This is a genomic window from Methanocaldococcus sp., from assembly GCF_024490875.1.
GTDB lineage: Archaea > AGJL01 > Methanococci > Methanococcales > Methanocaldococcaceae > Methanocaldococcus.
Genome location: NZ_JACCLX010000033.1, coordinates 48,841 through 73,557 on the forward strand (window position 1 = coordinate 48,841; position 24,717 = coordinate 73,557).

The 24,717-nt window shown below is 28.6% G+C and carries 19 protein-coding genes; 5 read left to right on the forward strand and 14 right to left on the reverse strand.

The window, feature by feature from the left end:
- Positions 1–4 precede the first annotated feature (4 nt).
- From HZY31_RS06145 to HZY31_RS06165, 5 genes are all read right to left on the reverse strand, one after another.
- Entirely contained in the window at positions 5–4,684 is a 4,680-nt protein-coding gene (locus HZY31_RS06145; RefSeq protein ID WP_297318547.1) for a choice-of-anchor U domain-containing protein, read from the reverse strand.
- Positions 4,685–4,728: 44 nt separating this feature from the next.
- Complete coding sequence (locus HZY31_RS06150) at positions 4,729–5,463, reverse strand: hypothetical protein (RefSeq protein ID WP_297318548.1); 735 nt, start codon at positions 5,461–5,463, stop codon at positions 4,729–4,731.
- A 59-nt stretch (positions 5,464–5,522) separates the two neighbouring features.
- A complete protein-coding gene (locus HZY31_RS06155; RefSeq protein WP_297318549.1) occupies positions 5,523–7,379 on the reverse strand; it encodes a hypothetical protein in 1,857 nt (618 codons plus the stop codon).
- A gap of 94 nt (positions 7,380–7,473) precedes the next feature.
- Positions 7,474–8,952 carry a 2-isopropylmalate synthase gene (locus HZY31_RS06160; RefSeq protein ID WP_297318550.1) on the reverse strand — a complete coding sequence of 493 codons (1,479 nt, stop codon included), beginning with the start codon at positions 8,950–8,952 and terminating at the stop codon, positions 7,474–7,476.
- A gap of 88 nt (positions 8,953–9,040) precedes the next feature.
- A complete protein-coding gene (locus HZY31_RS06165; protein WP_297318551.1) occupies positions 9,041–10,585 on the reverse strand; it encodes a radical SAM protein in 1,545 nt (514 codons plus the stop codon).
- A 181-nt stretch (positions 10,586–10,766) separates the two neighbouring features.
- Here HZY31_RS06165 and HZY31_RS06170 point away from each other — a divergent pair, with 181 nt between their 5' ends.
- Positions 10,767–10,919: a hypothetical protein gene (locus HZY31_RS06170; RefSeq protein ID WP_297318552.1), complete on the forward strand. Its 153-nt coding sequence runs from the start codon at positions 10,767–10,769 to the stop codon at positions 10,917–10,919.
- Between the two features lie 196 nt (positions 10,920–11,115).
- On the opposite strand, the gene HZY31_RS06175 is transcribed toward HZY31_RS06170, so the two are convergent.
- From HZY31_RS06175 to HZY31_RS06190, 4 genes are all read right to left on the reverse strand, one after another.
- Positions 11,116–11,742, reverse strand: coding sequence for a hypothetical protein (locus HZY31_RS06175; RefSeq protein ID WP_297318553.1), 627 nt, complete (start codon positions 11,740–11,742; stop codon positions 11,116–11,118).
- A gap of 25 nt (positions 11,743–11,767) precedes the next feature.
- Complete coding sequence (locus HZY31_RS06180) at positions 11,768–12,868, reverse strand: 2-oxoacid:acceptor oxidoreductase subunit alpha (RefSeq protein ID WP_297318554.1); 1,101 nt, start codon at positions 12,866–12,868, stop codon at positions 11,768–11,770.
- A 65-nt stretch (positions 12,869–12,933) separates the two neighbouring features.
- Positions 12,934–14,709, reverse strand: a complete 1,776-nt coding sequence (locus HZY31_RS06185; protein ID WP_297318555.1) for an acetolactate synthase large subunit — start codon at positions 14,707–14,709, stop codon at positions 12,934–12,936.
- 194 nt (positions 14,710–14,903) lie between these two features.
- The gene (locus tag HZY31_RS06190; protein WP_297318565.1) at positions 14,904–15,365 is read right to left on the reverse strand and encodes an FKBP-type peptidyl-prolyl cis-trans isomerase; all 462 of its coding nucleotides are present in this window, start codon (positions 15,363–15,365) and stop codon (positions 14,904–14,906) included.
- A gap of 103 nt (positions 15,366–15,468) precedes the next feature.
- On the opposite strand from HZY31_RS06190, the gene HZY31_RS06195 reads away from it, so the two are divergent.
- The 4 genes from HZY31_RS06195 (at position 15,469) to HZY31_RS06210 (ending at position 18,247) form a co-directional block, all read left to right on the forward strand.
- A complete protein-coding gene (locus HZY31_RS06195) occupies positions 15,469–16,308 on the forward strand; it encodes a UbiA family prenyltransferase (RefSeq protein ID WP_297318556.1) in 840 nt (279 codons plus the stop codon).
- A 54-nt stretch (positions 16,309–16,362) separates the two neighbouring features.
- Complete coding sequence (locus tag HZY31_RS06200) at positions 16,363–16,740, forward strand: nascent polypeptide-associated complex protein (RefSeq protein WP_297318557.1); 378 nt, start codon at positions 16,363–16,365, stop codon at positions 16,738–16,740.
- 29 nt (positions 16,741–16,769) lie between these two features.
- A complete protein-coding gene (locus HZY31_RS06205; RefSeq protein WP_297318558.1) occupies positions 16,770–17,183 on the forward strand; it encodes a pyridoxamine 5'-phosphate oxidase family protein in 414 nt (137 codons plus the stop codon).
- Positions 17,184–17,374: 191 nt separating this feature from the next.
- Positions 17,375–18,247 (forward strand): Mrp/NBP35 family ATP-binding protein, encoded by an 873-nt coding sequence (locus HZY31_RS06210; protein ID WP_297318559.1) that lies wholly within the window; start codon positions 17,375–17,377, stop codon positions 18,245–18,247.
- Here HZY31_RS06210 and HZY31_RS06215 read toward each other — a convergent pair.
- From HZY31_RS06215 to HZY31_RS06235, 5 genes are all read right to left on the reverse strand, one after another.
- The gene (locus HZY31_RS06215) at positions 18,244–18,903 is read right to left on the reverse strand and encodes a thymidylate synthase (RefSeq protein ID WP_297318560.1); all 660 of its coding nucleotides are present in this window, start codon (positions 18,901–18,903) and stop codon (positions 18,244–18,246) included. The genes HZY31_RS06210 and HZY31_RS06215 overlap by 4 nt on opposite strands.
- A gap of 92 nt (positions 18,904–18,995) precedes the next feature.
- On the reverse strand, positions 18,996–19,700 hold the full coding sequence (locus tag HZY31_RS06220) for a hypothetical protein (RefSeq protein WP_297318561.1): 705 nt from the start codon (positions 19,698–19,700) through the stop codon (positions 18,996–18,998).
- Positions 19,701–19,767: 67 nt separating this feature from the next.
- Positions 19,768–20,481, reverse strand: a complete 714-nt coding sequence (locus HZY31_RS06225; RefSeq protein WP_297318562.1) for a hypothetical protein — start codon at positions 20,479–20,481, stop codon at positions 19,768–19,770.
- Between the two features lie 174 nt (positions 20,482–20,655).
- On the reverse strand, positions 20,656–24,210 hold the full coding sequence (locus tag HZY31_RS06230; RefSeq protein WP_297318563.1) for a cobaltochelatase subunit CobN: 3,555 nt from the start codon (positions 24,208–24,210) through the stop codon (positions 20,656–20,658).
- A 138-nt stretch (positions 24,211–24,348) separates the two neighbouring features.
- Positions 24,349–24,717: hypothetical protein (locus tag HZY31_RS06235; protein WP_297318564.1), on the reverse strand; the 369-nt coding region annotated here is incomplete at its 5' end.

Sequence of the window (24,717 nt, forward strand, 5' to 3'; positions counted from 1 at the left end):
TAAATTACTTTTGTTTTTTAAAGTATTTAATATTTATAGGTAAATACTCTTTTGGATCTATACCTATAATAAGTCCTTCAATTGTAGTAATGTTAGTTATAATTGTAATGTTTTTTGTTTCGTTTGCATTTATTGTATTAAATTCAAACCAATAAACATTATTATAAGATCCATTTAAATCAAAGTTTCCAGAAATATTTATTACACCTGTATTATTTGGTTTATACCAAAAAACATAAACATCTGTAGCATTTATAAAACTTTTAACAGAAATAAAGTATCTCTGAGGTAACATAGAAATACTTGAAGTTATGTTCATATTCTTAATAGGTGATATTACAGTTATTGTAATATTTTTATAATCATCAAAATCCCAATGTACATAATCATTTGTCGTATTTACAATTAGTGTATAATTACCTGGAATCACAGGAGATGTTAATGTAAAGTTTATAGCAACTGTTTGATTTGGTAATAGATATGGAATAACTTTATATGTTTCACCACTCCAACCAATTGGAAGTGTTATATTTACAGATACATTTGATAAGTCCATAGTTCCTGTATTTTTAACATATACTGTCATATTAAATGTTTCTGATATATTAACCAAAGTTTTAGTAGAAACATTAACTATTGATAAATTATATCGTGGATTACCTGAGAGAATTCCTGTTTTTGTTGTAGTAGCTATTCTATAAACATTCCCTCCAGTTATATAGTCATCATAATTTCTTATTTCATGAACAAAAATTTTCCAAACACCATAATTCTGATTAGGGTTAGTAACATTGACTATATAACTATACCAACTTTCATTTCCATATGCTGTAAATTCTTTATATTTTGTTCCATTTGGTAAGTATATAGAAACATTTATCGCTCCATCTCCATCATATACCGATAGATTAAATGAAGAAAGTCCTTTTGGTGTTGAGATATACCATGTTTTATTTCCTAAATTAGTTGTATCATCACCAACAATCATTGCATCAGGAGTACCATAGTAAGTAGATCCATTTATAAGATAAGTTTTATTTAATTTCAAAACAGGAGAATTTATAGTTAATAAAGAGTAATAGTTACCATTAATACTAGGCCAACTGTTTTCAAAAATATCTACAATCCACCAACCATACACATTACTTGTATTAATCAAAAAGTAATTTGGAGGTTCCCCAGCTTGTGCATTATTTGGTGCTATATATGAACCATACAATGTTCCATTTGGATAAGATACATTGACAATTAATCCATCTCCATCATAAATACCAACAGTAAAGTTTGATGTTCCATAAGGTACCATTACATAGTATCTATGAACCATGTTAGTTTGATTGTTTCTACATATTGTTGCCGTTCCTGAATCTGCTGATGATGGAGGTATTGGTATCTTAAACCACAATCCACCTGATAGATTAGTAGCAAGGATTACTTGATTATTTCCAAAACCATCGTCATCATAATATTGTTCTTGTGTTAGTTCTATTCTCCACCATCCAGTTTGCCCATGAATAGATATATTTTGAATAACCCATATTGGATTGTCAACTTCATTAAATGATGATAAAGTATTATCATATGGATAAAATGAATAATATAATGTGCCATTAGGGTAATAAACACTAACTTTTAATCTATTTTGAATTACTGGTATTGTTATATTTATTGGTATTGGAATAATACTAGATAAATTTATAGATCCGTTTAAGTTATCCGGATCAAATATTGCTATATTAAAGTCAGATGTTGCATAAACATAGAAATCATGATAACTAGAAGTTACTGTACTTCCATAACTCAACAATGTTGCATTAGGAGTGCCATAATATGTAGTTCCATTTATAACATAAGTTGTATTTACTTTAAGGTCTAAACTGTTACTACCACTAATATTTAGACCATAAATATTATAGGCAGAAACTGGTGACAAAGTATTATTAATAACAATTTTCCAAAATCCAAAAGAGCCATTTGTATATATTAAAGTGTAGTTCCAATTATTATTTGCAGATTCATTTAATGTTGTATATAATGTCCCATTTGGATAATAAATATTTACAATAAAACCGTCTCCATCATAAACTCCAAAACTAAAATTATTAATCCCCTTAGGTACATAAAGCCAATAAGTATGTACTTGCTGATTAACATTACTACCTATTGCTACATCCCATACATTATAATATCCTACCCATCCAACACCTCCATCATCTTCTATAATTCCATTTGTTTTATTATCATCATCTCCAAATTTTCCATCTTCTAATGTTAAATTAACTACAATTTTATTTTTATAAATTTTTATTATTGCAGGATATTTTTTCCACAATAGTGTATTTGGATTGAACTTGTAATATACTAATTTTAAGAAACTTGTATTTATTGTAAAATTATCTAAATAGGAAAGATTAGATCTTCTTATATTCCTGTTGATTATAGAAGATATATTAGAGTATTGATATACAATAGAAACATTGACTTTTTCTCCCTTGGAAATATTTGATATTTTAAACTTAATTAAATTAAGTGGCAAACTAACATTAATTTTAACTGGTATATCATTTTTATCAACAAATTTTAAATAATCCAATTTTCCTTTATTTGTAGTTACTGTTATGTTATACAGTTCATTTCCTTCTAAATCTTTAACATATAAAATTCCTGTTTTATTATTCTTAAATTCAGTTTTTACATTATACTTTGGAATATAAAGTTTAAATGGATCAATTATTATTCCATTTTTTCTTCTATCTTCATCTAATTCTCCACCATCTTTTAATTTAAATATTATAGTTCTTCTATCTTTTCCTATGGTGTAATTTATTAATACAGTTTTATTGTTTATTTTTTTCCAATAATAGATATACATTCCTTCTGGAATTTTAAAAGGTAATTTAACTGTTAAATTAACAGAATCTCCAACTGATAGGTTATTTATTATTAATAATATTCTTCCTTCTATAAATTTTAACTCTTTAAATTTACCTTTGTTGATTGAAATATTTATTTTATAAGTTTTATTTTCATAAGGAATTATAATAGTTTTAGAATCTGAAATATTCTCCAACTGTTTTATAGATTTTATCAGGATAGTTTTATTAACATTTCCACAATATATTATTACTTTTTCGGTGTTTTTTGGAAATTTAATAATAAAACTGCTATTATTTATTTTTATAGATTTAGTAATATTTTGAGGAATAATTGTATAATTAATGTATTTTGGAGGAATATATTTCCAACTTATATTACCAACAATTTTAGAACCATTTAAAGATACATTTATACTATAATTATCAACATAAACTTCTTTCATTATATTATCTACAATAATTTTATAAACTCCTGTATTATTGGCTTTAAAAGTTGAAACATATTCTTCTTTGTTAAATTTTGAAAAGTTTAAAGTTATGTTTTTATATGATGTAATTAGTTTAGCATTTTTTGGTTTGAAATTTGCAAATATTCTAATTTTATTACCTACAAATGCAAATTTTGGAACCTTTAATGATAGGTTTTTAATTTTAATCATTATTTTAGTAATAGCATTTCCACATTTCAAAATTACAGTATAATTTCCCTCTGTAAGATTTATAGGTATGCAAAAACTTCCGTTCTCAACCGTAACATTTTTACTTATATTTAATGGCATAATCTTATATTCAACAATCTTTGGCATAATGTAATGATAACTTACATTACCAAATATACAACTATTATTAAATTTAGCATTAATTTTGTAGTAATCTACGATAAATGTTTTTTTAATTCCATTAATTAAAACAGAATAATTTCCTAATATAACATTTTTATTTAACTTTGCTGATAGATAGTAATATTTTCCTTTTTTATGAATTTTTAAATTTATAGTCTTATTATTTGGAGTTATAATGTATGCATTATTTGGTTTAAAATTAGTTTTTATAATTATTTTTTCTGATGGGAAATATACTTTTTTTAAGATTATCGACATATTTAAATTATTTAAACTATAATTTTCAGAATAATTTAGAAATATTGTCTTATTTAATGTTTCATTATCAAATTTTGAATAAACAATTATGGTAGTATTTAATAACAAAGGGTAAATAATATAAATATTTTTCTTTATTTTTTTAAATTTTACATTTAAAGTTAAATTTTTATATTTAACAATTAGTTTTCCATTTGTTTTGACAATTAATTTAAAGTTATTAAACGAGACATTTAAATAGTGATTTTCTATTTTTGTATAATTTAAAATAATTGTTTTATTTAGGGTTTCATTACTAAATTTTGCATAGATTTTAATTGGTACATTTAAAATAATTGGTGAAATTACATAAGTTCCATTATTTATTTTAACAAATTTTAGGGAGATATTATTAGCAAATCCATAAGGCATTCCATTGGTTTTTACAATAACTTTATATCCTTTTACTAAAACAATTAAATAATGTATATCTTTTTTATAACTTTTATTCTCATCTTTTGTTTTGTTTATTGTATAATTTGTATTATTTTTAAGATTTTTAGTTATATTGTTTAAGTCACTAAAATTAGTTGAGAATTTACTAATATTTGAAAAATTTTCAATAGTTGAGTTTGATATATTAAGTGTAGTAATGTTATTTAATGATACTCCTACATTAATATATGAACAAAATAAAATAATAAATATAAGTATTAGGATGTTCCTCATAATAATCCCTTATTTATAAAACAATTTCTATAATTAAAAATAATTTATTTATTTTCCATTCTTTTTTTATTTTTCAAACGTAGTTCAATATATACCATCAATATTACAAAGATCATTAAAATTGTAAGCCAGAATAATATATATCCATAAGTTGGTAATCTTGGCAATGGTAGAATGGAAAACTCCGCTTTAATTATAAATAATTTATCTTTTGGTATTTGAAAATTTTTTCCATCTGGCTCCAAATAAGTTAAATGATAAGGTGACTTAAAAATTATATTAAATTTTTTTATATTTAAATCACATCCTACTGGAATTGAAATAGTTTTGAATAAAATTCCATTATTAACTATATTAGCATCATATTCAATAACTAAGGTAACATTTTTTCCACTTTCTATTGGTCTCCATATCTGATATTCTATAACTGTATATGTACCCTTATAACTTACATTGACTTCCATTGGATATTTTTTATTTCCAATTATATAATACCCTTTTAAATTTTCAATCTTTACAGGTTTTTTTTCATTTTTAGAAGGTATAGGAATTATAAGAATCTTTTTTGGTACTTCTTTTTGTAGTCTTAATTCTCCAAAACCTGGAACTATTGGATATTTAGCAATATTTTTTATTGTTATTATATTTATTATATGAGGAGGATTTTTAGTTAGATCTACTATCATTTTATAGTTTGAAATTTCTTCTACATCTGCAAATACTGGTGACATTAAAACTAAAAATAACATAAAAAATAATAGTAGTAGATTTTTTTTCATTTTCTCCCTTTATTATTTTTGTTATTAAATTTATAAAAAATAATCAAAAAGAGATATAATTAGAGAGCATATTTTTTCAATCTTAATATAGTACCTAACCCAACTATTGTTGTTAATAGAGCTAATAACGGCTCATAGTTGTTTTCAATAGCTCCACTTACAGCAGTTATTTTTGGTGATGTCGTAGGTAGTAGAGAGTTTCTAGGGTCAATCCCTACGATGTATACATAACTTGGATAGAATGTACCAGTTCCATTTAATGTATAATGAATTACTACTGTTTGGTTGTTTTGAATTTCTATAGCATTCCAATATCCATCTCCATTAGCTCCTGGATAGAGTGAATGTAATGCCCAATAATAACTTACATTATATATTCCAGTTGATACAACTGTAAATCCAGTATAATTTATAGATAGATTATTGTTATAGTGTTGTGCTAACATACTTGATTGATTGACCCAAATATCTGATATAGTAAAGTTATATGGAATCATGTCATAGACATAGACATAGTCAGGAGTTTTTTGAGAACCTATGTTTTCAACTACTATATATACATCATATGTTCCGTTTCCTTCAGGAATTACATGTTTAGTTACTTTAAGTAAATATGACCCAATAACATAGATTTTTTCAACTATTATATATGAACTTCCAAACTTTGGAGAATATTCATTATCACTTTCATTTAATACTGTTATGTTACTATTGACTACTCTAAATGAACAGTTAGCCCAAACTACTGGGACATCATTAAATATGAATTCATATTTAGAAGTATTCCAAATTTCTCTTGGACTAAGTAATATTGAACTAATAGAATGCTCTGATCCTGGGATTATGTTAAATGGATTTATACTATTGTTTGCTAAATCAAGAGTACTTATATTTGCTGCCCAGATTGTTAATTTTGTAATATTAAAGTAATATTTTGTAGCTTTATTGGTTACATTAGCTTGTTCATACCATATGTTATATACCCCAGAAGTTATGTTTTTAATAGGACCTTCTTTGAATGCACTAATACTAATTAACCCAGATGCATATGCACCATATACTCCTGTTCCAGATTTAGTTCCATTATATTTGAAGAATATAACTGCAAATCCATATTGTGCAAGAATATCTGTTCTATTAGCATATGTATAGTTTCCTTGTATTGTAATATTTATAGTTGCATTCTGAGTAGAGTTTAATATAATTCCTGTCCAATTTAAAGAATCATTTGTATTTCCTGTAAAGTATGGCCCATTCCATAAAACAACAGTACCCTGAGAAGGTGTAGCGTTTGTTATATTTAAGAAACTCCAATTACTATCTCCATAATAATTTGAACTGTTACTTAAATATTTTGTTATATTGACATAAACTACTGTATTTGTATTTGGTAATGCAGAGATATTTCTACTTATATTCAAAGTAACAGTCCAATTAACAATTTTTCTTGCAGGAATTTTTAGTGTATTATAACTTTCCTTAATTATCAATGGAACACCAACTTTAGATTCATTAATGTTGATTTTAAACTCTAAATATGTATTATTTGGTAATGTTGGTATATGAATATATGTTAAATTACTGGGTAATTCAGTATATGAAGGGGCTTTATTATAGATAGAGTAGTTTAGATTATATGGATTAATAGGTTCTAAGCCAGATTCATTATTTGATACATTTATTGCAACCCAAACATCTAAGAGAGTATCATTTGCAGTGTCTCCTGTATTGTTAATTACAAGATATCCAGTTACAGTAATATTTTTTATATATATAACTCCTTCTCCCGTAGTATTTGCAGTAATATTATATTTTTCATGATATGTAACAAATAAAGGTCCGTTATTTCCCCATCCAAATACGGCTGTTAAAGAAAATAATCCTAGCAATATTAACAATAATATAGTTCTCTTCATACCTATCCCCTAACCATATTTTTAATAAATTTTTAATAACATTAACAATATATGACAAACAAATATATATAGTTTATTACAATAAATAAAAATTTTAATTTAATAGCATATTAATTCCTTCCATAACAGCATTTACAGATGCCCTAATAATATCTACATCTGATTTTCTAACTTCTACAATTTCAGAACCTTTTCTTAACTTAACTATAACCTCTACTAACGCATCTGTTCCTCCACCAATTGCCTCAACTCTATACTCTTCCAACTTAATATCTGCTACTCCACTTATAGCCTTTTTTATTGCATTTATTGCCGCATCTACTGGACCTATTCCATAGGCAGTTTCAATTAAGAATATATCCTCCCCTATGTGATGAAGTTTAACTGAGGCAATTGGAGTTATCTTATTACCAGAAACAACTGTTAATTCATCTAATTTAACTTTTTCTTCTATATCCTTACCTAAAACCTCCCTAATTATAGCTAATAAATCAGCATCTGAGATATATTTACCTAAATCTCCCAATTCTTTGATTTTATTGTATATTTGATTTAACTGCTCTTCATTAACCTTTATGCCCATTAAGTCAAGTTTATACTTTAAAGCCTTTCTACCAGAATGCTTTCCTAATATAATTCTCCTCCTATTTCCAACCATTTCTGGTTTTATAGGTTCATAAGTTTCAGTATTCTTTATTAAACCATCAACGTGTATTCCCGCCTCATGAGCAAATGCATTATCTCCAACAATTGCCTTGTTTGGAGGAACAGGAATTTTCATCAATCTTGAAACGACTCTTGAAACCTCATACAACTTTTCCATTCTTACATTTGTCTCATATCCATATAATACTTTCAAGGCAGTTACAACCTCTTCCAATGAGGCATTTCCTGCTCTTTCTCCAATTCCATTAACCGTTACATGGCATTGAATTGCTCCTCCTAAGATAGCAGAGCATGTATTTGCAGTAGCCATTCCAAAGTCATTGTGGCAATGAACGGATACTGGCAAATTAACATTTTCAGTTATTTTTTTAAATAATTCTTGGCTTTTTTGAGGAGTTAAAACTCCTACAGTGTCGCAAACACAAACTCTATCCGCCCCTACCTTTTCCCCCTCATTAAATAACTTTATTAAAAAATTAACATCACTCCTTGTAGCATCTTCTGCAGACAATTCTACTATTAATCCGTGATCCTTAGCATATTCAACTGCCTTTAAAGCAGATTCTAAAACCTCATCTTCTGTCTTTCTTAACTTATATTTCATATGGATTGGAGATGTAGGAACTACTAAATGAACGCTATCCACATCACACTCTAAGGCGGCATCTATGTCAATTGGCAAAGCTCTAACAAATGAACATATTTCAGCGTCTAAACCCTCTTTTGTTATTAATTTTATTGCTTCTCTTTCTCCTTTTGATGTCATTGCAGAACCTGCCTCTATAACATCTACTCTAAGTTCATCCAATTTTTTTGCTATCTCTAACTTATCATTAGGAGTTAAAGAAACTCCCGGAGTTTGTTCTCCATCTCTAAGTGTTGTATCAAAAATTCTCACTTTCTTCATAGTAATCCCTCATAAAAATGATAGACAAACTATAGACACATATTAATTATTGGGATATTTAAGAGTTTAGGATGAAAATAAAATAATGTTAATTAGTTTTTGTTCTAATTACTTTCCCAGTAATAGATCTTCTACCATAATCTATAACTTCTATATCAACAAATTGTCCTATTTTAAGATTTTTGTCTTTAATTCCTACTAAAATAGGATAACTTCCAAACTGTCTTCCAAAATATAAATTTTCTTTATCTTTTAATTCTACAAATACATCCTTTAAAATTGTTCCTTTTGGTATAACTCTTTTAAGCATTTTATTATCTATCTCCTCTCTAATTTTTTCTTTAAACCATAAAAATAGTTTTTTTCTTTTTTCTGCCTTTTTTACATCTTTTAGAGTTATATCAGTTCCAAAAAATGGAACTACTTGCCTTATGTTTATTCTTCTAATCATAAATCCTCTATCATATATCTCTTTTAAGTATTCAAAATTTATAGAAAATGTTCTTTTACTCTCTCCTTTTAAGCCAAACAGTAAATTTATTCCCGGTAATAAATAAGGTAATCCTGTCTCTCCTCTTTTTCCTCCAATTTCATTTAAAATTTCTACGGCCTTTAAAACATCTTCTGGTGTAGTTAATAAATTATTTGCTTTAATTACTTTTTCATCAAAACTTTCAACTCCAAAAGCGGCAACATTTCCAGATGTGCAATATTTAACCAAAATTTTTGTAATCTCTCTACTTTCATCTTCATGTCTTGCTATTACTGCTGGGTTGGCATTATCTATGTGTAAAACCTTAGGATTTGAAACATTCCATATTCCTTTAAACAACTTTTCAATTGCTTCAACATTAGGTTTTGGAACCTCTTCCTTTTCAGAATCAATTGCTTTATAGGAATAAATACATGGCTGTCTTCCAATTCTAAAATATCTTATTCCTTCATTGTATAATGCCTTAATCTCTTCTATTATAGATTTTTCATCTCTAAATTTTGGAAGTCCAAACCTTCTTGGCTCTGTACAGAAAGAACATCCTCCTGTTAATGCCCTTGAACATCCTCTATATGTTTCAATCTCTGCAATTATATAAGGATAATTTGGATGTTTTTTAACAACTTTTGCTCCTCTAATGGCATACTCTCTTAACTCTTCATAACTTCTATGCACATTAAAATCAATATTTTCTATACTTCTATTCTCTAATAATTCCTTTAAAACTGCCTCTAAGTCACCTTCAACAACTACATCAAAAAATTCTTTGTATTTTTTTTCATCAACTATCTTTCCACCAATCATAGATGAACCATATTTTGTTGCCGCTGGTCCGCCTAAAATTTTTATTCCGTCATATTTATATAATATGGAAACAAACTCTTTTAAAGTAGCAGGATTAGCATTTAAATACTTCCCCGGCGTGTGAAAACCGCAAATGCATATTATTGCGTCATATTTATTTAAATCAAAATTATTTCTAATTTCTCTAAATTTATCAATAGTTATATAATCTACATTAACATTGTATTTATCTAAGACACCATAGGCATATCTTGGATATAGTCCAATATATGGGGGAACTCCCAAACCTGCTGGCTCATCTGTATATCCATCTAAAATTAACGCTCTTTCTATCATAATAACCCCGATGATGAGGATTGGCTTTGCTGATTTTGTGATGAGCCGTATGAGCTCTGAGGGGTATATTTTATTTAAGGTTATTGATTAAGTTTTCTTAGTTTTAGGAACAACAAATAAAGTATATGTAGTAAGTTTTAATAATATTATAATGTTGTTATAAAATATATAAGGTAAAAATATGTCAAAGAAAAGGAAATACAAAAAACCTGCATGGCTTATTAAAGCAAAAAGAAGAATAGAAAAGTTAAGTGAGGAAGAGTTAGATGAATTATTTGAGGAAATATGTAAAAAATTAGAAAAAGGAGGTTTAAGAGAAGCGTTAGGGATTTAATATATTAATTTTGGTGAAGTTAATGAAATATAGAAAAAAGAAAACAAAATATGTTAATTATAATGAACTACCAATGTGGATTAAAAAAGTAGAGGATAAAATAAAATGAACCATGAGGAATTTTGTGATGAGATGATAAAATTTGGAAAAGAAGCAAAAAAATTTGGTGGAATTTTAAATTTAGTATTTAAAGAGTTTAATTCACTTCAAACAAACTAAACACATACTTACTCCAATTAGTCCAGAGTTCATTAACTTTGTTATTTACTTTATTTGTTTGCATTATTAAATAGTAATTACCTACTTTTCTATAGTAGCAGTAACTAACTGGTAAATCTTTATTTTTCGGGATAAATTCATAGTAATAATAGTATCCATAAATATCCTTTTGTAAATATTTTTTTACATTATTGAAAATATATGCGTTAGAGAAATCAATTGGAGTTAAACTAACTTCAAAGGTAACATTTAAACCATCATTACAATATTTTTTAATAATTAATCCATCATATTTCCATTCTTCAGTATAATTTAAATTTAAAAACATTTTGTCAATATCGATATTTTTTGAAAAGTTGTATTTTTTTATTTGGGTGAAGTTATTAGTAATATTTTCGCTTATATTTGATTTCATATTAGATATATTATTTTCCTTCAATTTTATAACTGTTATATTATTATTGTGTGAGATATTAGCTCCATTACTATTGTTAATCGCAAACTGACTATTATTTGTAATTATAGTAGTATTATTCTCATTATTTAAACATCCGCAACATAATAAAATTAAAACTAAAAACAAAAATATAAATATTTTTTTCATAAATTTCACCTAAAAATAGTAAAAGTTACTCAAAAACAGCCCTTTCTAATTCTTCTGGTCTATGCAACTCTCCACCAATTTTATCAACTAAAATAACTTCATCTGCCTTTTTACAAACTCTTTCAACTTCATAATATATCTGCCCTAAGTTCATCTCTGGAACTATAACTTTCTCTGCCTTTAACTTTTTCAACAACTCATCTGGGAATGGATAGACAGTTATCAACCTTATATATCCTACATCAACTCCTTCATTTCTTAATTTATTTACAGTATGTTTTACAGTTCTTGAAGGGGTTCCATAACAAACAAACATTATTTCAGCATCTAAATTATCTCCTTCCCATCTAATTATATCATCCTTATTTTTTCTTATTTTATTTACTAACCTTCTAACTAACTTATCATGAGTTTCTGGAGAAACATCTGGGTAACCTCTCTCATCATGAGTTAATCCAGTTATATGAACATTATACCCTTCTCCAAATACTGGCATTTCTGGTATTAATTTATCAAAAGGATATACTATCTTTAAAGGTTTTTCTTTTGGTTTTTCTCTATTTATAATTTCAATATTATCGTGTAATACAACTTTTTCTCTCATGTGTCCAACGATTTCATCAGCCATAACGAATACAGGAATTCTATATTTTTCAGCATAGTTAAAGGCAATTATAGTAAAATCATACATTTCTTGAACTGAACTTGGGGCTAATGCAATAACTTCATAATCTCCATGACTACCCCATCTACATTGCATCATGTCTCCTTGACTTGCCATTGTTGGCTGTCCTGTTGAGGGGCCTCCTCTCTGAATATTAACTATAACACAAGGCGTTTCTGTCATGTATCCAAATCCAATATTTTCCTGCATTAAACTAAATCCTGGTCCAGAAGTGGCAGTCATTGCCTTTAAACCACCCCAACTTGCTCCGATAACTGCTGCAATACTTCCAAGTTCATCCTCCATTTGAACATAATAGCCCCCAACTTTTGGCAACTCTCTTGCCATTATCTCTGCTATCTCAGTAGATGGTGTTATAGGATAGCCAGCAAAAAATCTACACCCTGCCTTTATAGCACCTAATGCACATGCATGATTACCCTGAATAAAATCTACTCTCATTAACATCCCTCCAGAATATTATATTTATTCATCTTTATACAAAAATTTCAATAATAAAACCCTACTTAATACTCTCTAATTGTAGCGATTTCTCTTATTTTTTTAATCTCTTCAAATGCAGCTCTTTTAATCTTTGGCTCCACTCTAATTGGTTGGACTATATTTGTCAATTTCCCTCCAGGAGGAACCATTGGTAAAGCCTCAGCAGGATCTATAACAACATCTAAGAGATATGGCTCATTGCTCAATATAGCCTCTTTTAATTTTTCTTTAATTTCATCTGGACTTGTAATTCTATCTGCTTTAACACCATAACTCTCAGCCAACTTAACAAAATCAGGACTCTCTCCTAAATGTACCTCACTCTGTCTCTGTCCATAGTATAAATTCTGCCATTGATAGACCATACCCAATGTTCTATTGTCAAATATGCAAATAACTACTGGAATGTTATATTCTTTAATTGTTGCCAACTCTTGTGAATTCATTAAGAAGCCGCCATCTCCAGTAATAGAGATAACATTAGCATATGGCTTAGCAACCTTAGCCCCTACTGCCGCAGGAAATCCAAAGCCCATAGTTCCCAAACCACCAGAGGCTAAGAAACTTCTTGGCATTTTTGTTTTAAAGAAATGAGCCATCCACATTTGATTTTGTCCTACATCAGTAGTAACAATAGTATTTTTTAATTTTGAATCTATCTCCTGTAAAACTTCCATTAAATCTTTAACAAATCTTTGTGGCTTTATTGGCTTATCATCAAAGTCCATCATAGGAATAGACATCTTTTTTAATTCAAAAATTCTCTCTAACCAATCCTCTTTACTCTTTATCTCTAAAGTTGTTAATACTATTAATAAATCTCTTAATATATTTTTGGCATCTCCAACTATTGGAATATCTGCCCTAACATTCTTTCCAATTTCTGCTGGATCTATATCTATATGTATTATTTTAGCCTCTGGGGCAAAGTGTCTGACATCTCCAGTAACTCTATCGGAAAATCTACATCCAATTGCTATTAAGACATCACATTCTGTAACTGCATAATTTGCAGCTTTGGTTCCATGCATTCCAACCATTCCCAAGGATAGAGGATGATCTTCTGGAAAACTACCTTTACCCATTAAAGTTGTACAAACTGGAATTTTAACAAACTCAGATAATTTAATTAACTCTTCTGATGCCCCACTAATTATAACTCCTCCTCCTGCTAATATTACTGGTTTTTCTGCCTCTGCTATTAACTTTGCCGCTTTTTTTATCTGTAAGGGATGCCCAACAGTTTTTGGTTTATATCCTGGTAAATCAACCTTTGCTGGAATTGGATATTTTTCAATATCAATTTCTCCATCTTGAATATCCTTAGGAATGTCTATATGAACTGGTCCAGGCCTCCCAGTTGTGGCAATTTCAAAGGCTGATCTAAAAATTTCAGGAATTTCTTCTGTCTTTTTTATTTGGAAATTATGTTTTGTTATAGGCATAAATAAGCCAAGAGCGTCAATTTCTTGAAATGCATCATTACCTATTAATTTGGTTGGAACCTGTCCTGTTAAAGCAATAACTGGAGAAGAATCTGCATAAGCTGTAGCTATTCCAGTAACTAAGTTAGTAGCCCCTGGTCCAGATGTAGAAACACAAACTCCTGGCTCTCCGCTCGCTCTTGCAAATCCATCTGCTGCATGTGCTGCAGCCTGTTCATGTCTTGTGAGTATATGAACTAAGTCACTATCATATAGTGCATCGTAAAAAGGTAACATTGCTCCTCCTGGATAACCAAATATAATCTTAACACCTTCTGCTTCCAATGCTTTTATAATTGCTTCTGAACCTTTCATATAATCACCAAAAATTGAGTCAATCAAATTATTAAAAATGATAAAATTGAAATCCTATATATATTTTATAGATGCAAAATTTAAAAAATTAAATATAGATTAAACTACAAAAAAATACCAAAAATAATTTATAAACAGAAATAAAAAAGAAATTTTTAAATTTTAATGATAAGATTTAATTAAAAATAAAAAATCTATTCTTCACTTGGATTTACTTCACACACTTTTATTGTAAATGTTAATTCTTTCCCAGCCAGTTCATGATTGAAATCCAAGACAACTGTATCGTCAGTAACTTTTATTATCTTTGCAGGAACTCCATTTGCTAAAATTAACATTCCTTCTTCTGGCTCAAAATCAGCAGTGTCAAACATCTCCTTAGGAATTTCTTGGATTAATCTCTCATCTCTAAATCCATAACCTTTTTCAGGAGGAATTGTAACAGTTTTTTCTTCACCCTCTTCCATATTTAAAACTGCCTCTTCAAAACCTTCAATTAAATTTCCTTCGCCAACTATAAAACCTAATGGTTCGTATTCTCTTTCTGGTGAGTATATTCCATTTTCTTTTGCTACGTCTTCAATTGATGTATCAATTACTTTCCCATCTACGACTAAAATGTAGTCAACTTTTACATAATCTCCTTTTTTAATCAAGATAATCAACTCCTTAACCTTTCTATAACTTCTTGTAAAGGTTATATAAATAGTTTTTGTAAGTATATTTTAACATTTAAGAATTTATAAAAAAGGGATGTTTATGAAAAAATTAAAAGATTATTTTGAGTTAATGAGAGTTAAGAATTGCATAACTGCTGGTATTGGAGGATTTATTGGTTATTTAATCTCATCCAATTGTTTTATAGATTTAAAAATATCAATTTTAGTATTCTTAGTAGTATTTCTTATTTGTGCTTATGGAAATGTAATAAACGATATATTTGACATAGAAATTGATAAGATAAATAAACCTTCTCGCCCATTGCCATCTGGAAGAGTTAAATTAAAAGAGGCAAAAACATTTTCATTCGTTTTATTAATTGTTGGTTTAATCTTATCTGTATTTATAAATATCTATGGGTTAATTATTGCCTTAATTAATGCTACTTTTTTATATCTGTATGCAAAAAAATATAAAAGATATAAGTTAATTGGAAACTTTATTGTAGGTTATTTAACTGGCTCAGTATTTCTATTTGGTGGAGTTGCAGGAAAAAATATAATTCCAGTTATTATTTTGTTCTTATGCTCTATGTTTGCAATTTGGGGTAGAGAGATTATTAAAGATTTTGAAGATATGGAAGGAGATAAAAAAGAGGGAGTTATATCTTTACCAATAAAGTATGGTAAAAAATCTTTATACTTTGCCTCTTTGTTGATACTATTATCTGTTATTTTAAGTCCTCTACCCTATATATTTAAAATTTTTGGAATATATTACCTAATTTTAATAACTATGTGTGATATTTTATTCATACTTTCAATTTTCTTATTACTAAAAAATCCTAATAGAGATAACTCTGCAAAGATTTCAAAATTTTTAAAAATTATAATGAACATAGTTCTACTGTCATTTATAGTGGGAGCAATAAGATTATAAATGATTATTGATTAAGATTAGTAAATTAGTAAGATTAAGAAGTCTGGTGAAAAAATGTTTCCAGGAAGAGTAAATCCGAGAATGTTAAAAAAAATGCAAAAAATGATGAAAGATTTTGGAATGGAGACAGAAGATTTAAACCCAAAAAAAGTTATATTTGTATTTGATGATGAAGAGTGGGTTTTTGATGAGCCAAAGGTTCAGGTTATGGATATTTTAGGGGTTAAAACATACTCAATTACTGGAAAGCCAAAAAAAGTTAAGAAAGAAAATATAGAGGAGGAAGAAGTAAAGATAGAAATTACTGAGGAGGATATAGAATTAGTTGCCAATCAATGCAATGTTTCAAAAGAATTGGCTAAAAAGGCATTGGAAGAATGTAATGGAGACATTGCCGAGGCAATATTAAAGTTAGAAGAAGAGAAAAATTAAATACTAAAAAAATTAAATTGGGTGATATTATGGTAAAACTAAGTGAAGATATGGTAAAATCCTTAGAGAATGAGATAGTATTTTTAGCCACAAGTTCAAAGGATGGAATTCCTAATGTTTCAGCAATTAGGGCTGTAAAGGTTTTAGATGCTGAAAAGGGAATTGTATTAATCGCAGATAACTATATGAACAAAACTCTGAAAAATATCTTAGAAAATCCTAATGTTGCATTAACAACTGCAAACTGTAAAGATGTTCCATATCAATATAAGGGAAAGGCTGAGTATTACACTGAGGGAGAATATTTAAAAATCGCTGAAGAAGTAGATAAAGCATTAAAACCTGAATTAAAACCAAAAGGAGCAGTAGTTATAAAAATAACTGAAATATATAATTTAAAATCTGGACCAGATGCTGGTAAGTTAATAGCAAAGGATGAATAAAATTCAATTTTTTATTTTAATTTTTTAATTTTTAAGATTTTTATTTTTAGATTATTTTTACTTTAAATTACTTTTTATATTGTAATTCAATTTATAACATAAGGTATAAATAAATGGACTATAGATAATCATTTAACCATTAAATTATCCGCAGATTTATTTTTACACAATTGAGAAAAATTGGTGATAATATGGTAGAATGTGAAGGAAAATGTGAATCATGCCAGTTAAAAGATTCTTGCCCAGATACAAAAAAACTCCTTGCTCAACAAGATGCAAAAATTAGAGAAAATATGAAAAAAATAAAGCATAAAATAGTTATTTTAAGTGGTAAGGGAGGTGTTGGAAAATCTACTGTAACCGTTAATTTGGCGGCGGCATTAAACTTAATGGGCAAAAAGGTTGGAATATTAGATGCTGATATTCACGGACCAAATATCCCAAAGATGCTTGGAGTTGAAAATGTTCAGCCAATGGCTGGTCCAGCAGGGATATTTCCAATAACTACAAAAGATGGAATAAAGACAATGTCAATTGGTTATCTACTTCCAGATGATAAAACTCCTGTTATTTGGAGAGGTCCAAGAGTTAGTGGGGCTATTAGACAGTTTTTAGCAGATGTTGTTTGGGGAGAACTTGATTATTTATTAATTGATACTCCTCCTGGAACTGGGGATGAGCAATTAACAATTATGCAATCAATTCCAGATATTGATGGGGCTATAATTGTTACCACTCCAGAAGAAGTAGCTTTGTTAGATGTTAAAAAATCAATAACTATGGCTAAGATGTTAAATATACCAATTATTGGAGTTATAGAAAATATGAGTGGATTCGTCTGTCCTTACTGTAATAATGTAGTTGATATATTTGGTAGAGGAGGAGGAGAAAAAGCATCTAAAGAATTTGGAGTTGAATTTTTAGGTAGAATTCCTTTAGACATTAAAGCAAGAGAGGCGAGTGATAAAGGAATTCCTATGGTTCTACTTGACTGTAAAGCAAGTGAGGAGTTTAAAAAAATAGTTAAAAGAATTGTTGAAAAAGTTGAAGGTAAAGAAGATTAAATATATTTCAAACATTCTGGAAAGTATTTTTCAATCTCAGTTTTATCTCTATCTATGTAGATGTGGGCATTAACTATAAAATGAGTATATCTTTTCAATTCTGAATTTGTTTTTTCAGCAACAAGTTCCCCTAATTTTATTAATCCTAAGGCATTTGAGTGAAAAGCTAATAATATATCGTTACTTCTAAAAACCACAGTCATATATAGATTATTTTCTCTTTTAGTAAAAGTTATATGGTTTAAGCAAGGAACATCTTTAACTTTTTGGTCAAGAAATGGATTCCATAAGGATATAACGCATCTTCTTGATGTTGGATTACTATTAAGTTTTTTTATAACATATTCAATTTGGTCATTTTTTAATTTTTTATCGTAACTTGGATATTCTCTAATTCTCTCGTAATAGTTATAAACGAATTCTCCTTCACTTTCAGAACCATATAATAATTGTTTAGTGTAACTTTCTATTGTATTTTTTCCAAATGGATATTTACTACTTATTGTTTTTAATTTTGGATTGGTTATTTCAACTAAAACATTTAATATCTCCTTGCATCTCTGCCCATCCTCCGTTATTATTACATTCCCATTTTTTAATATTTCTTTAACTAAACATTCGTATGCTGAGGCAACTGAAGGTTTTTTAATATACATTCTTAGCCCTCTTTAAATTTTTAAACTATATCAATCAAAAATAGAATTAAATTTAAATAAAATTGGCTAAAATAGTTTATTTAGGTTGTTCCTTAAATATCCTCCATATCAGTTATTATATAATTTCCTTCTTTTCCTTCAAAACCTCTTACTAAGAAGGTTTTACCGTGTAATCTAAGACTGATCTCTCTAATTGTATCATCAATACCATACTCTTCAAGCATATCTAAAATACTTGGCATAAAGTTTTCTAATGTTGCAGGTGGAATATAGCATCTTTTTGATAAAGTTCCAAAATGTATTTTTCCAAATACTTTTATTTTTACATCAACATCTTCTGGATCAATCTCTCCACAATTTTTACAGATATAAACCATTCCTCTTGGCTTAATTTTGGCCTCTACAATTCCTCTACATATTTTACAATAGTAATTTACAAATATAGTGGATGGAGAAACTTCCAATATAGCAGGAACTTTTACATCTAAAACTTCTCCTCTATTATATAATTCCTCTTTAGGAATTTCTGGGATTTCTCTTGGATATTTAACTCCCTTAATAACTTTTTCGATAATTCTAACACTCTTTTCTTCTGTGATTTTACCAAATATTTCATAACACTTTCCTTTTTCTAAGGGAATCGTTGTTATAAAATTTGCTACTCCATCTTTATCTACCATAATTCCTATATAAAATACAGAACCTTCCTCACTTTCCTTCTTTCTTATATCTACAATTTTAACTTTTGTTAAAATCTGTGAATTTGGTAATAGTGAAGATATTTTTCCCAATACCATAGTACATCACCAATAATATTTTTTATAAAGTTTATTTATAAATTTAAATATTTCTATATAAATATCATTAACAGCTTGTTTCTATTTCTTCTTCCTCAGATTCATCAATGTCTTCATCTTCTTTTGATTCTATCCTTGGCATAATAACTTCGTCTATAAACTTTTTATGAACAAAATATTCTTTTGGTTGGACAATTACTGGCATATCATTCAATGTTAAAGATATTGCTTTTCTAATTTCCCCCTCTTCAGTTCTAAACTCCATATATCCAAACCTTACAAATCCTCTTATAAACATTCCAGTGAATAGTTCAGGATTTGCCTTTATACCAAACAATCTCAATCTTCCCCAACCATAACCATCAAATACTCTAAATATTGTATAATCTTTTCCAGTAGATGTTTTTCTATGCTGAACTCCTACAACAATGCCTACAATAATACCTCTTTGAATTGGAGCTCCATTAATATCTAAATATGTAATCCTTTCATCTTCTTCTTCAATTCTTTTTAAATATTCAGCCTTACATAACGACAATGGAATAGGTACAGCAGTTCTCATTTCACGTCCTCTAACAACTTTTAAATCGTCTAAATTTCCAACAAATTTTACATCTTTTTTTGGATATGGTTCGTATCTACCCAAAATTCTCTCATAATCGTCTGCTGTAATTTGTAAGTAGGTTTCTTCCAACTCTTCAATACCTTCATCAGTATATACTGTTGAGTATCTTACAATCTCAACTTTATTATCATCAATTTTTATTCCATATTTTACCATAACTACCACCTAACAATAATTATTCAAGTCAAGTAATAATCACACATGTAATTATTTTATTCATATATATTTATTAATTTAGGTTAAATATATACTTTGTGGTTTGTAAAAATATTATCTATTAAGTTTTGATCCTAAAAACTTCTTTATTACAATTATTTTTTGTAGAGAAAATTAAACATCATCCTCTAGCATTCCCTCCAATTCAAGATATTTCTTAATTATTTTATCAATCACTTCCTCATCTGTTTTCCAATAACCTCTTCTCTCAGCCTCTATAAGTCTTTCGAGGATTTCTTTGGTAGCATAGATGTTATTTTCCCTCAACCTCTCAAAAATTTCTTCATCAAATACAAATTTTTCAGCAACCCTATCCCAAACCCAATTTTCAACAACATTAGTTGTTGCAGCTAATCCAAGTAGGTTCTCAATTCTTTCAGCAATTTTCTGGGCTCCATGGAATTCATGTTTTAACATCTCATTAATCCATTTTGGATTGAGGGTTCTTGTTATAGTTCCTCTCTCTATTGAATCTTTGATATTCTCAACTTTCACAACCTCCTTTGTAGTATCTGCTATGAGCATTTCTGGTTTCTTCCCTCTCAAAATTTCAACGGATTTTGATAAACCTCCAAAGAACTCGTAATAGTGGTCTAAATCAGTTATATCATAGTCGTGACAATCTCTAACTTGTGAAACAAGTTCAACATTTTTTAAGAGATTTTCAAAAACCCCTCTTGCTTCTTTTGAATAATGTCCCTTTGTGTATGCATAGCACATTGATGAAATATATGCTTCGGCCAAATCTCTCTCATCATTCCAAGCACTATCTTCAACAAGTTGGAGGAGTCTTGTGTTATATTCTGTAGCAGTAGGTCCAAAAATCCTTGCCTTTGCCAAATCTCCATAATCAGCCATCTCTTTTACATGCTTTTTAATAAAATTCATATCTTCTGGTTCATCAAGTTCTGCAACCATTCTAAATGCCTTATCAAGCAGTTCCATAACATTTGGGAACATCTCTCTAAAGAAACCACAAATTGTAACAACAACATCAATCCTTGGTCTTCCAAGTTCTTCAAGTGGAATTACTTCAAGTTCCTTTTCCCAAGGGGTTTTGTGAATAACTCTAACTCCAATGTATTCTAAGATTTGGGCAATTGTCTCCCCATAGGTCTTTGCTGTCTCAAATCCCCAAAGAACCACACCAACAGATTCAGGATATTTGTTGTATCTCTTTAAATATTCTTCAATGGTTTTTTTGGCTATATATTTTCCCCTTTCAACAGCAGATTCTGTTGGGACTTTTAATGAGTCAAAGGCATAAATGTTTCTTCCTGTTGGTAATACCTCTGGATTCCTTATCACATCTCCACCAACAGATGGCTCAATATAGAATGAGTTTAAGCCCTCAATTAAATTTTCGATTTCCAAAGAGTTATCTGCATATTTTTTAGCAACATTATAAGCATATTTTAATGTTTTTTCATACTCTGGGAATCTTTCTCCATTTAAGAATCTTTTTACAATTTCTTTTGCCTCTTCATCAATTTCTTTAAGTTCTTTAGGTGTTAATTCCTCATATTTTAATCCTTTCTTTTCAGCAATTAATCTATTTAGTGATTTTATTTCTCCTCTATCATATCTTGCTATAATGGTTATAAATTCCTCTAAATCTTCCAAACTGTATTTTTCCCCAACTATATGCAAACCTTTTGGGATTATTGCCCTCTTATATTCATAAAGTTTTGCCTCTATTTCATCTAAATTATTTCCAAGATTCAACTTCTTTGCAAGCTCTAACGCTTTTTTCTTTGCTATCTCTGCCCTTGGCTTATCTTTTATTAATGCATCCCTATATTCATTTAAAAGCTCTTCAAGTTTTGCATATTCATCATAAAGTTCAGATGTTGTGTATGGTGGGGAGTTGTAACTTATCAATGTCCCATATAACCTTCTCTTTGCTATTGTTGCCTCGGAAGTGTTAATGACATGATAAACATATAGATGTGGCATTGTTCCAATTAAAATGTCTGGGAAGCATTTTGAGCTCAGCCCAACCTCTTTCCCTTTCATAAATTCTGCTAATCCATGGGTTCCAAGGTGAATGATGCAATCTGCTTTAAAAATATGCTCAATCCATTTATAGAATGCAATATATTGGTGATGAGGTGGCTTAGTTAGGTCGTGAATTGCTGAATTTATATCCTTATTATCTAACGGAGGTCTTGAAGGTTGAACTCCAATGAAAATATTTCCTAAAATAACGCCGGGGATTAAAATGCCCTTGTCATCAACCATTATATTTCCTGGTGGTTCTCCCCAATACTTTATAACATCTCTTTTGCATTCGTCTGGCAATTCATTGGAATATCTTAGATATTCATCAACACTCATCCTTGGGCATTCAATTTCCTCTGGAGGATAAAATTTTGGATTGAAGAGTTTTCTCTCTACAAATATATCCTTTATTTTTTTGGTTTTCTCAACATTATAGCCTTCCTCTTTTAGTCTTTCAAGAATTCTTTCAACACTTGCAAAGGTATCTATATATGCTGCATTACCAAGATTCTCCTCTCCTGGAGGATAGTTGTAAATGATAATTGCTATTCTTTTATCTTTATTTGGCTTCCTCTTCAAATTTATCCATCTATTTACTCTACTAACAAATTTATCAACCCTATCCATTATTGGAACTACGTCACAACCTTCTACCCCACAAATAGGAATCGGCTCAACCCCACCATCCATTTCTGGCATCTCAACGGTAGTTATTGTTTGAAGAATATTTAATCCCCTCTCACTTCTCTCCCAATCCTCTATTTCTTGCATTATCATCATTGCTGGACAGAATAATTTTGCTTTCATTTCTTTTAAAAGTTTAATTGTTGGCTCTGGATTTCCACCTAATGGTCCTCCATTTAACCTAAACCACAATAAACTAATTATGGCATCTAAATCCTTATCTTTAAAATATTCTCTCATTGCCTTTAAATTTACAATTCCATCTGAACAAACAGGGATAACATTAGCATTTAATCTATTAATAATTTCTTTGAGTGTTGGCTCACAAGACTCTAAATGCATCCCACCATAAAAGATTATCCCAACAGTTGGCTTATTTGGGTCAATTTGAGGTTTATAATTATATCCATAATCTGGATGATATAGCCCAATTTCTGGATATTCTATTGGGTCCTTAATCTTAACTTTAATATTGGCCCCTTTTATTTTGCAAATGAATAGAAACATGTTTTTGTAATTCTCATAGCCCCCATTTGCCCAATACCTTACAATTCTAATGTAATTTCTCGCATCTTTAAAGACACCGAAAGGCAAAATTTTCCCTGCAGTTTCTATAATCTTTTGCATTCTGTTTATCCATTTCTTCACACTTTCAGGATTTCCTCCATAGGACATATTGGCTCCTTTCACTTTACTCATCTTAAAACTGCCAAGTTTTGCAATGGAAAATAAAGAAGAACCTCCAACTAATGCAATAACATCCCTATCTTTATAATCAAGTTCAGTAAGTGCTAATGCATCGCCCCTAACATCAATCAAAACAATATCAGCCCAATCGATAAGTTCTTGGAGGTTGTATTTGTTCATCTCATGGGCAAATATTAATTTAACATCTGCATATTCTTTAACATCTTCAATAGCCTTTACAATACTTTTATTTACAACAGTTGAAATGAGAAAGATCTTTATTTTTTTATCTGCCATGCGTATCACTATACTATTTTTTAATTTGGAAATTTAAATATTAAATAATCTTTAAAATATTTTGAATTATTATTAAAAATTTAATGTAATAATATTTAAAAATTGTGCCATGGTTCTATAATAAGTTAATTGCTAAGTTTATAGTTTCATTAGCTCTATTTTTATTTCGTCTCTAAAATAAACTCCGAACATTCGTGCTATTACAATAAGAAGATAAAAAACAATGAAAGATTTTAAAAACATTAAATAAATAGCAACTTTTAGAAGAAATAATAAATAAATCAGAGACATTCCAATAATTAAAACATACTTAGGAAAAATTAAAACTTTAACTAAGTTTTTAATTCTTATTTTTTTGTTATATAATTTAAAAACTATTAGCGGTAAGAAATAATAAAAAATTGCTAAGATTATAAATAACCTAACATCATAATTTTGGATATACAAGGGTGTTTCAGTAGAAATTGGATATGGAAATAACAGACAGACAAATATAAGTAGTATTAA